At 71.7% G+C, this 10,500-nt stretch carries 9 protein-coding genes; 3 read left to right on the top strand and 6 right to left on the bottom strand.

What is annotated here, in order from left to right; genetic code table 11:
• Positions 1-220: 220 nt before the first annotated feature.
• The gene (locus MFF42_RS19690; protein ID WP_238257266.1) at positions 221-1,063 is read right to left on the bottom strand and encodes a polysaccharide deacetylase family protein; all 843 of its coding nucleotides are present in this window, start codon (positions 1,061-1,063) and stop codon (positions 221-223) included.
• Between the two features lie 202 nt (positions 1,064-1,265).
• Between MFF42_RS19690 and MFF42_RS19685 the strand changes: the two genes are divergently transcribed.
• Together MFF42_RS19685 and MFF42_RS19680 are read left to right on the top strand one after the other, a co-directional pair.
• Positions 1,266-2,264 carry a lipid II:glycine glycyltransferase FemX gene (locus MFF42_RS19685; protein WP_238257265.1) on the top strand — a complete coding sequence of 333 codons (999 nt, stop codon included), beginning with the start codon at positions 1,266-1,268 and terminating at the stop codon, positions 2,262-2,264.
• A gap of 26 nt (positions 2,265-2,290) precedes the next feature.
• Complete coding sequence (locus tag MFF42_RS19680; protein WP_238257264.1) at positions 2,291-3,637, top strand: lipopolysaccharide biosynthesis protein; 1,347 nt, start codon at positions 2,291-2,293, stop codon at positions 3,635-3,637.
• 49 nt (positions 3,638-3,686) lie between these two features.
• On the opposite strand, the gene MFF42_RS19675 is transcribed toward MFF42_RS19680, so the two are convergent.
• Both MFF42_RS19675 and MFF42_RS19670 read right to left on the bottom strand, forming a co-directional pair.
• On the bottom strand, positions 3,687-4,394 hold the full coding sequence (locus MFF42_RS19675) for a YoaK family protein (RefSeq protein ID WP_238257263.1): 708 nt from the start codon (positions 4,392-4,394) through the stop codon (positions 3,687-3,689).
• 146 nt (positions 4,395-4,540) lie between these two features.
• On the bottom strand, positions 4,541-4,747 hold the full coding sequence (locus MFF42_RS19670; protein ID WP_238257262.1) for a hypothetical protein: 207 nt from the start codon (positions 4,745-4,747) through the stop codon (positions 4,541-4,543).
• A gap of 110 nt (positions 4,748-4,857) precedes the next feature.
• Here MFF42_RS19670 and MFF42_RS19665 point away from each other — a divergent pair, with 110 nt between their 5' ends.
• Positions 4,858-5,727 carry a LysR family transcriptional regulator gene (locus MFF42_RS19665; protein WP_238257261.1) on the top strand — a complete coding sequence of 290 codons (870 nt, stop codon included), beginning with the start codon at positions 4,858-4,860 and terminating at the stop codon, positions 5,725-5,727.
• A gap of 11 nt (positions 5,728-5,738) precedes the next feature.
• Here MFF42_RS19665 and MFF42_RS19660 read toward each other — a convergent pair whose 3' ends face one another.
• From MFF42_RS19660 to MFF42_RS19650, 3 genes are all read right to left on the bottom strand, one after another.
• Positions 5,739-6,764 (bottom strand): patatin-like phospholipase family protein, encoded by a 1,026-nt coding sequence (locus tag MFF42_RS19660; RefSeq protein WP_238257260.1) that lies wholly within the window; start codon positions 6,762-6,764, stop codon positions 5,739-5,741.
• 101 nt (positions 6,765-6,865) lie between these two features.
• On the bottom strand, positions 6,866-10,060 hold the full coding sequence (locus tag MFF42_RS19655; RefSeq protein ID WP_238257259.1) for an error-prone DNA polymerase: 3,195 nt from the start codon (positions 10,058-10,060) through the stop codon (positions 6,866-6,868).
• The coding region (locus MFF42_RS19650; protein WP_373875199.1) for a DUF6504 family protein at positions 10,057-10,500 on the bottom strand (444 nt) is incomplete at its 5' end. The genes MFF42_RS19650 and MFF42_RS19655, both read right to left, overlap by 4 nt.

Raw genomic sequence — 10,500 nt, 5'->3', positions numbered from 1 at the left:
GCCCGTCACGGTCGGCGAGCCGTTGCGCCAGGCGCTCGTAGAGGACATGCGTGTAGGGCGCGAGCGCCCCGGTCACGACGACGACCGGGGGCGGACCGGACTCACCGGAGACGATGGCGGACGGACTCGCGCCGGCTGGCATGGATGGGCGACCTCGGATCGGGAGCCGCGGGGCTGGACCGGCCCGGCGCCGCTCGCCAGCGGTAGACCGGAAATCTTCTCAAGCCGTTCCTTTTGCCGTTCCTTTTGCCCACGATCCCGTCTTCCGGCCGCCCATCAGGGCGTCGAAGTCGGAGACCGGCCAGTGCGGTTCGACCACGTAGCGGGGCATCGCGGGAAGGTCGGCGGCGCCCAGCGCCCGGCCGCGCCGCGTGGTGAAGAAGGTCCGGTAGCCGCTCTCCAGGGCCAGAGGCGGATCGAGCTCCGGGTTGAAATCGTGGCCGGCCACGCCCCAGGGGCAGGCGAAGTGACGGATCTCCCGGCCGGTGAGGGCGGCGAGGTCGCGCCGCGAGCGGGCGATCTCGTCCGCGACCGAGGCGCGGCCGAGCCGGCTCAGGCGCCGATGGCTGGCGGTGTGCGATCCGATGTCGAGGCCGTCGGCACACCAGGCCGCCACCTCGGCCCGGTTCATGTAGAGGTGCCCGCTCGGAGCCAGCGACGTCGCCCGGTCGAGACCGGGCGGCGTGTCCGGCGGTGCGTCGATCCAGTCGCTGACGAGGAAGACGATGCCCGGAATGCCCAGGGCCTTGAGGACGGGCCGCGCCACCTCGAAGGTGTCGGCGTAGCCGTCGTCGAAGGTGACGAGGAAGGCGCGCTCACCGGCCGGCCAGCCCGCGGCGAGGCGCTCGATGGCCGCGTCGACGTCGATGAAGTCTCCGTATCGGCCGAGATGGCGCAGCTGCGCGGCGAACTGGTCCTGCCGGGCTTCCGGCACCTGATGGTAGCACAGGGTGTAGAGGCCGGCTTCGGCGCAGGCCAGAGACTTGAACAGGGCGCCGCCGCGCAGAGCGAGCGCGCGCAGCGCCGGCGCCCGGCGCAACGTCGTCTTGAACCAATGCTTCATCCCAGCCCCACCCTTTGATTCAGGCGCTATCACAAAAATGTTCTGATGGCACCTGTACAATCCATCCCGGAATACGGCGGTTAATCTGGTCAACGGGTTTCACTATTGATGCGGGCGCCCTGGCTCGCGGCTTGCTGAGGAACGGGAGGCAGGCCATGGATTGTCCCGGTTCGGGATGTCCGGCACGCGAAGGGTTATCAGGGTGGGTCAAACAACGGTCGTCGACGTGACGGACGATCCCGATTGGGACGCGGCGGTCTGGCAGCAGCCGGGCGCCAGCCTCTACGCGTCGCGCCGCTGGGGCGAGTACAAGCGTCGCGTCGGCTGGGACGTGCAGCGGTTCACGATCCGCGCCGGCGACGGGCAGGCGCTCGCCTACGCGCAGGTTCAGCGCCGCCGCCGCTGGCTCGGCCACATCGTGCTGGCGCAGGGCTGCCCGATCCTGACGCCGCTGGGGGAGAAGCGGGCGGACGCCGTGTTCCGCGCCTTCCTCGACCATCTCCACCTCCGGCGCTTCGACCTGCTCGGCGTGAACTACCAGCAGTTCCAGTCGCCGGCAGCGGCGCTGGCGCTGCTCGGCCACGGCTTCGCGCCGGTCGTCACCACCCGGACGCACACGCTGGAACTCGATCTCACTCAAGGAACGGAGCGGATCCGCTCCGGCATGGAGGGCCGCTGGCGCGACGTGCTGAAGGTTGCCGAGCGCAACCCGGACCTCACGACCGGCTTCCCGAGCGGTCCGGCCGAGCGGCTGTCCGCCTTCGAGACTTTCGGCCGGCTCTACGCCGCCCTGAAACGGCGCAAGGGTTTCCGCAACAGCCTCGACACCTCGGCCTTCCGCGACTTGGCCGCGAACGACCCGAATCTCGTGTTCCTTGAGATCCGCGAGCGGAACGAACCGATCCTGGTGCGGATCATCCACCGGACGGCGAACCGCTGGACCGATTTCTACGTCGCCTCGAACGAGCGGGCCAAGGTCACCGGCGCCGGCCGCCTCGCGCTCTGGCGCATGATCGAGCGGGCCCGGCGCGAGGGGGCTTCGGTGCTCGATCTCGGCGGGATCGACCCGGCCGGCAATCCGGGCGTCTACGAATTCAAGCGCGGCGTCAGCCGCAACGTCGTCGCGGCCAACCCGCTCTGGCTCTTCAGCCGGACCCGGCTGCTGCGCCGCGCCGCGACGGCCGTCCTGGCCACCCGCTGACCCAGGACACGAGCAGGAGATCCGCGATGACCGAAGCCTCGACCGCGCCCGGCCGGCTCACCGGTCTCGTCCGGCGCGTCGCCGGCCTCGTCCGGCGTCCGCCGGCCGCGCTCGCGGCCCTGGCCGATCAGGGCGTCGTCAGCGGCTTCGGCTTCGTCAGCGGCATCGCCGCCGCCCGCCTGCTCGGCATTGCCGAGTTCGGGCATTTCGCGATGATCCTGATCGTGCTCTCCTTCGCCCAGGCGCTGCACAACGCCCTCATCACCGCGCCGATGATGACGCTGGTCGGCGCCCGCAAGGGGGTCTCGACCGCCTACGCCGCGACCATCCTCGCGGGCGCCTTCCTGCTCTCGGTGCCCGGCGCCGTCTTCGTGGTGATCGCCCTGCTGATCGCCGGGATGTCGGGCGAGACGCTCCTCGCGGCCTGCGCCCTGATGCTGGCGCAGAACCTCCAGTTCACCCTGCGCCGCCTCCTGTTCGCGAAAGGCCGGGGCGTGCAGGCCCTGCTGATGGATTTCGCCCGCGCCGCGAGCTTCCCCCTCGTCGCCCTGGTGCTCTGGCTGGAGCACGATGTCATCGGCGGCAACGGCTTCGTCTGGCTGCTCGCCGCGACCTCGCTGGCCACCTGCCTGCCCTTCGTCGTCTCGGTCGGCCGGCCGATCCTGCGCCGGCCCGGCCTCGTGCAGACCGGTGCGGTCTTCCGGCGCCACATCCCGCTCGCGCGCTGGCTCCTGCCGATCGTCTTCGTCACCTTCGTCCAGGAGCAGCTCATCTGGCTGGTGGCGGGCTCCGCCCTCGGCCTGGAGGAACTCGGCGGCCTGCGGGCGGCGCAATACCTCGTCGGGACCGTTCTGCTGCTGCTCTCCGCCACGGAGAACGTCCTGCCCGTGGCCGCGGCCCGCGCCCAGGCCGAAGGCGGGGATGCGGCCCTGCGCAGCTACCTGCTGCGCGCGGGCGTGAAGCTCGGGGTGCCGATCATCACGATCCTGGCGGTCCTCGCCGTTCCCGGCGAGATGTGGCTGCGCCTGATCTTCGGGTCGGAATACGCGGCCTACGCCAACTGCCTGCGCATCCTCTCGGTCAGCGTCGTGATCGTGCTGGCCCGCGACCTCACCTCCAACTACTTCCGCGCCAAGCAGAACACCCGGGTGCTGTTCGAGTCGCTGTGCGTGAGCATGGTCGTGTCGCTCGCCGTGGTGGTCCCGCTGATGCGCGGCGGCGGCGTCAGCGGCGCGGCGGCGGCGGTGGGCGCCGGGCACCTCGCCTCCCTCGTCTACCTCGTGCTGGCGGCGCGGCGGCAATCCTGCCCGGCCCCGGCCTGGCCTTCGCCCGGCTGGTGGCGGCGATCCCTCGGGCTCGCCCGATCCGCGTGAACCTGAGCGGGGTCCAGGATCGGTCGAAGCTCGGCGGGCCTGACGCCGCTCAGGTCGCGGCGTTCGCTTCGGCCGGCGCCATCGCGACGAGGACGAACAGGCCGACCAGGACCATGATCGGCAGGACGACGGAGCCGAAGGCGAGGTGGGCGATCCCGAACGCGCCGCACAGGGCGCCGACGGCGAAGGCCGCGATGGCCGGCAGGACGCGCAGCAACCGCGCGCGGGTCTGAGCGGGGTTGCCGGAGGTTCTCAGGGCGAGATCCGTCGCGTCGATGACGGCTTGGCTCACGCTGACGGTCATCACCGTGGTCGGCGCGAGATGGCCGAGCGAGAGACGGCCGATCGCGTTCTGCACGCCCATGGCCGCGACGGCGAGCATGCCGACGGTCAGGGCCGGGGCACCGTCCGGCGCATCCAGCGGCGCCCAGAGGGTCCCGCACACGCCGAAGCCCGCGAGGAGGGCCGCCTCGAGGGCGAGCAGCCAGGGCAGCGGATCGGCCTCCCGCCGCTGCAGGAGCAGCGCGAGGATGCGGGCGCCCGCCACCGCCCCCATGAAGACGGGCAGCGCCAGGAGCTTCGCCAGCACGCCGGTCGAACTCGCGATCAGTTCGGCGCCGATGAGGACGAAGTTTCCGGTGACATGGGCCGTGAACAGGCCCGTCAGCGCGATGAAGGCCGCCGCATCGACGAAGCCGGCGACGAAGGCGAGGGCGGTTCCGGCGGACGTTCCGCCACCCGAGATCTGCGGCTTCAAGAGACCTCCCCTGATCTGCAGACGTTGGAGGGATTGCGATGCGCTAGATCCCTGCCCGACCTGATCGCATCGGGTCGGCGTCTCCGGACCCTTGCTCGGACGCGCATCCTCTCGACGAACCGGCGACCCTTTCGTCGGACCGCGCGCTAATCGTCGACCGGGGTCGTCGTCACGGTGATCGGCACTTTGGGGTTGGCGTAATAATCCGGCCAGCGATCGCAAGCGTAGATGATCGCAATCACCAGCACGAGGGTCGCCAGAAGGAAGAGGAGCCCTTCCGTGATCTGATGGGCCCATTTGCCGAAGGCGGGGATCGCGACAAAGCCGCCGATGAAGATCATGGTGATGGCCACGGGGGCGTTCATCGCGAGAAACCTGCCTCTGGTGATGGGACGCGGATTCGGCCCGGACCTTAAGCCTCCCGCGCGCCGCGCGGTAAGGATATCGGCTATCACGAACCATGATGAGCAACCTGAACGTCGAACAGATCCGCTCGTTCCTGTCCGTCGTCGAAAGCGGCAGCTTCACGGCCGCCGCGCAGGCGCTCGGCGTGCGGCAATCGACGGTCAGCGGGCATATCGCGCGGCTGGAACAGGCGCTGGACCGCTCGCTCCTCATGCGGGACACCCATCGGGTCGCCCTGACGCCGGACGGCCAGGCCATGGTCGGCTTCGCCCGCGACGTGCTGGAGGCGCATGACCGGCTTCGCGCCTTCTTCTCGCCGGGCGGCCTGCGCGGCCGCATCCGCCTCGGCGTCTCCGAAGACTGCACCCTGTCGGCCCTCGCCCAGGTTCTGGCGCGGTTCGCGGACCGGCACCCGTCCGTCGATCTGCAGCTGACGGTCGGCCTCAGCCGAGCCCTCTACCAGGGCTACGACGCGGGCGAGCTGGACGTGATCTTCTGCAAGCGCCGACGCGGCGATCCGCGCGGCGAACTGGCCTGGGCGGAGGAGCTGATCTGGGCGGGCCGGCCCGGCTTCGTGCCCGATCCGGCGCTGCCGTTGCCCCTGGTCCTCTATCCGCCGCCGTCGATGACGCGCATCCTGGCCCTCGATGCCCTCGAGGCGGCGGGCCGCGGCTGGCGGATCGCCTGCACGACCGGCAGCCTGATGGGGCTGCGCGCGGCCGTCGAGGCGGGTCTGGGCATCGCGCCGCACTCGGCCCGGGTGATGCCGCCGGGGCTGGCCCCGATCCCGGCGACGGCCGGGCTGCCCCCGATCGGCGAGGTCGAGTTCGTGGTGCTCGGCTCGGGCCGTCAGCACGCCGTCGCGACGGCGCTGCAGGAGACGATCCTGGCCAGCACGGCGGAGATCCAGGCCGTCCCCGAGGGGTGAGCGGCGCCCGGTCACGGGCTTGCGTAGCGGAAACGCCCCGGCGCGGGCGGCAGCGCGGCCAGCCGGTCGAGACCCCGCTCCATGTCGCGGGCGCCCGCCTGCCAGCGGTCGCGGATCGAGGAGGGCGAGAAGTCGAAGCTCTTCGAGGCCAGCTGGTCGGCGCCGGCCCGGTGCACGAGATGCAGCAGCGTCGCGACCGGGCCGTCCGGATCGAGCCGCTCGCGCAGGGCGTAGCTGCGCGCGAGCCCCGCGACCGCGCGCCGGGCGGCGCTGGCGAAGATGAGGTCGTTGGCCCGTTCCAGCACCGCGTCGAGGGAGCGCGGCGGGTCGGCCCGCAGGGAGAACAGGTCGAGGGCGATGCAGAGCAGGTCGCGGGTCGGCTCGGGCTCGAACAGCGGGTCGAGGGGCAGGTTGTTGGTGTAGCCGGCATCGCACAGCATCCGCCCGCCCACCTCGACCGGCGGGAAGGCCGGCAGCAGGGCCGCGCTCGCCAGGATGTGCTCGGGCCCGAGCCTCTCGCGGGTGTTGTCGAAATACACCTCCTCGCCGGTCGCCACGTCGATGCAGGCGACGGTGAGACGGATCTCGGCCCGGTTCAGGCGCTCGAAATCGACCAGCCGGCTCAGGGTGCCGAGCAGGGGCCGGTGATCGAACAGGGCGACGTCGTTGGGCACCCAGGGCAGCGCCGACCACAGGCCGGGATAGCGGTGCGTGAAGATGTTCGGCCGCCCCCAGACCAGCGTCAGGAGCGCGTGCAGGGCGTTGTAGTACTGCCGCGGCTTGAGGAGATCGGTGCCGGTGAGGCCGGTCTGCAGGGTCGCCTCGTTCCAGAAGCGGTGAAGCCGGTCGATCCGGTCCTCCGGCGCGTTGCCGGCGATGATCGCCCCGGTGATGGCCCCCATGGATGCGCCGACCACCCGGTCCGGCCGGATGCCGCGGGCCTGAAGAACCTCGAAGGCCCCGGAATGGTAGGCGCCGAGCGCGTTGCCGCCGCCGAGCACGAGGGCGATGTCGCGGGTGGGGGACGTCGTGTGCATGCGGTGGGCGGACCCTTCCTCTGTGCCGCGGAGCGGCGGCCGGCATCGGTGCGGGAACCCGGTGGAGGCAGGATGGATGCATGGAAAGGGAGAGCCGCCGGTCAGCGGAAATTCCGCGCCCGCACCGGCAGCGCCGACGCGCGCGGATCGGGCCGGATCTCCTGGCCGGTCTCGTCGCCGCGTCCGGTGCGCAGGGCGATGGCCGCCTCCTCCTCGCCGATCCGCCGCAGCAGGCCGGAGCGGTCGAACAGCTCCGCCGCCACGAGGTGGACGACTTCGCCGACCCGCTGCACCCGGCCGCGGCAGGCCATCAGCCGGGCGCCGAGCACGACCCGGCGCTGCCGGTCGAACAATTCGGGCCGGACGATCAGGTTGGCGATGCCGGTCTCGTCCTCCAGGGTCATGAACATCGTGCCCTTGGCCGAGCCCGGCCGCTGGCGCATCAGCACGATCCCGGCCACGACGATCCCCGCCCCGTCGCGCGCCCGATCCAGCGCCGCGCAGGGCCGGGCGCCCAGCCCCCCCAGGGTCTCGCGCAGGAAGGCGAGGGGGTGCGCGCGCAGGCTGAGGCCCTTGGCGCAGTAATCGGCCACCACCTCGCCGCCCGCGCTCATCGCCGGCAGCGTCACGGCGGGCTCGGCCACCTGCGGCGGTTCGGGCAGGGCGGCGAAGAGGGGCAGGGGCACGGGCCCCAGGGCCTTGGCCGCCCAGGCGGCCTCGCGCCGGTTCAGGCCCAGCGAGCGGAACGCATCGGCCCGCACGAGGCAGGTGAGGGAGGCCGCCGGGAGGCCGGTCCGGTCGGCCAGTTCGGGCAGGGAGGCGAAGGGCCGCTCAGTCCGCGCCCTGGCGAGACGCCGTCCGTCCCCCTCGGGCAGGCCGCCGGCGAGGCGCAGGCCCAGGCGCACCGCGAAGAGTTTCCGGCCCTCGCCGAGCGGTTCGAGGGTGCAGTCCCACTCCGAAAAATTCACGTCGAGCGGGCGGATCTCGACGCCGTGGGCGCGGGCGTCGCGGACGATCTGCGCGGGGGCGTAGAAGCCCATGGGCTGCGCGTTGAGCAGCGCGGCGCAGAACACGTCCGGATGGTGGCACTTCATCCAGGAGGAGGCGTAGGCGAGCAGCGCGAAGGAGGCGGCGTGGCTCTCGGGGAAGCCGTAGGAGCCAAACCCTTCGAGCTGCTTGAAGGTGCGCTCGGCGAAGTCCCTGGCGTAGCCGTTGGCGACCATGCCCTCGACGAGGCGCTCCTGGAAGCGGTGGACCCCGCCGGTGAACTTGAAGGTCGCCATGGAGCGGCGGAGTTCGTCGGCTTCCGTCGCCGAGAAGCCAGCGCCGACCATCGCCACCTGCATCGCCTGCTCCTGGAACAGCGGCACGCCGAGGGTCTTCTCCAGCACCGCCTTCAGCTCGGGCGTCGGGTAGGTCACCTCTTCGAGACCCTGGCGGCGGCGCAGGTAGGGGTGGACCATGTCGCCCTGGATCGGGCCGGGACGCACGATCGCCACCTCGATCACGAGGTCGTAGAATGTTTTCGGGGCCATCCGCGGCAGCATCGCCATCTGCGCGCGGCTCTCGATCTGGAACACGCCCAGCGTGTCGGCGCGCCGGATCATCGCGTAGGTGGCCGGATCCTCCTGCGGGATCGAGGCGAGGTCGTGCGGCTCGTTCTTGACCTCGGCCAACAAATCGAAGGCGCGGCGCAGGCAGCCGAGCATGCCGAGCCCGAGCACGTCGACCTTCATGAACTTGAGGGCGTCGATGTCGTCCTTGTCCCATTCGATGACCTGACGGTCGGCCATCGCCGCGGGCTCCACCGGCACCAGCTCGTCGAGCCGGTCCAGCGTCAGGACGAAGCCGCCGGGATGCTGCGAGAGGTGGCGCGGCACGCCGATCAGCTCGCGGGCGATCTCCAGCGTCAGGCGCAGGCGCCGGTCGCCGGGGTTGAGGTTGAGTTCGCGCAGCTCCCGCTCGCCGACGCCCTCGCTGCTCCAGCTCCAGGTCAGGCGGTTGAGGGCGCCGGTCACGTCCTCGGGCAGGCCCATCACCTTGCCGACCTCGCGCAAGGCACCCCGTGAGCGGAAGCGGCTGACGATGGCGGTGAGCGCCGAGCGGTGGCGGCCGTAGGTCCGGAAAATCCACTGGATCACCTCCTCGCGGCGCTCGTGCTCGAAATCGACGTCGATGTCGGGCGGCTCGCGGCGCGCCTCGGAGACGAAGCGCTCGAACAGCAGGTTCTGCCGGATCGGATCGATCGAGGTGATGCCGAGACAGAAGCAGACCGCGGAGTTGGCGGCCGAGCCGCGGCCCTGGCACAGGATCTTCTGGCCGTTGGCGAAGGCGACGATCGATTCGACCGTGAGGAAGTAGGGGGCGTAGGCGAGCCGCCCGATCAGGTCGAGTTCGTGGCGCAGCTGGCGCGTCACCGTCTCCGGCACGCCGGCCGGATAGCGCCGCTGCGCGCCGGCCCAGGTGAGGGTTTCCAGGCGCTCCTGCGGCGAGAGCCCGTCCGCGCGGGCTTCCGTCGGGTAGGTGTAGGCGAGGTCGTCCAGCGAGAAGGTGCAGGCGGCGGCGATCTCGCCCGCCCGCGCCAGCGCCTCGGGGAAGCGCGCGAACAGGCGCGCGGTCTCGGCCGGGGGTTTGAGGAAGCGGTCGGCGTGGCGCTCCTTGGCGAAGCCCGCCCGGTCGATGGTGAGCCCGAGCCGGATGCAGGTCACCACGTCCTGCAGGCGGCGCCGTCCCGCGACGTGGTAGAGGATGTCGCCGGTGGCGACGGCGGGCACCCGCGCGGCGCGCGCGGCGGCGGCCAACGCATCGAGCCTGTCCGCGTCGTCGGGGCGGAAGCGGCGGGTCAGCGCGAGGGAGGCGCGGGCTCCGAATGTTTTTTTGAACTGGGCGAGAGCGTCTGGGAGGGTCGGCCCCGGCCGTTCGGGGAGAAGGATCGCGAAAAGTCCTTCGTGCCACTCTTCGAGGTCGGCCCATGTCAGGCGGCAGCGGCCCTTGCCGCCGCGCGCCTTGCCCAGGCTGAGCAGGCGGCAGAGCCGGCCGTAGGCGGCCCGGTCGGTCGGATAGACGAGCAGCGGCGAGGCAAGATCGTCGAGGTCGAGCCGGCAACCGACGACGAGGCGCACGCCCGTCACCTTCGCCGCCTGATGCGCCCGCACCATCCCGGCGAGCGAGCCGTGATCGGTCACCCCGAGCGCCGGGATGCCGAGGAGGCTCGCAGCCGAGAACAGTTCCTCCGGGCTCGACGCGCCGCGCAGGAAGGAGAAGTGCGTCGTGACCTGAAGCTCCGGTGTGCTCACGCCTCGCCGAGCCCGTGCAGCCACCAGCGCCCCTGCGCCTCCATCGGCCCGTCGCGAAACAGCCAGAAGCGCTCGCCGGCTTCCGTCTCGACCCGGTAATAGTCGCGGGCGAGGTCGGCCTCGGCATCCGCGACCCACCACTCGCCGAGGATGCGCTCCGGCCCGTCGGCGCGCGCAATGAGGTGGCGGGTGTTGCGCCAGACGAAGAACAGCGGCGGCGCGTCGGGGATCTCGGCCACGGCCGTGACCGGCTCCGGCGGCGCCAGCAGCCGCGCCGGGCGGGGCAGGTCGGTGGGCCAGACGGCGCCGAGGGGATCGGCCAAGGCCGGCACCCGCCGCACCGCCCGCTCGGGCAGGTCGCTCTCCACCGGCGCCAGCCGGTAGACGCGGGCGGCGCCGAGGCGCACCAGCAGGGTATCGACCAGGGCGGCGAGGTCCGG

It is taken from the genome of Methylorubrum podarium (genome assembly GCF_022179745.1).
In the GTDB taxonomy this organism is placed as follows: Bacteria; Pseudomonadota; Alphaproteobacteria; order Rhizobiales; family Beijerinckiaceae; genus Methylobacterium; species Methylobacterium podarium.
This window is presented reverse-complemented; position numbering and strand designations above follow the sequence as displayed.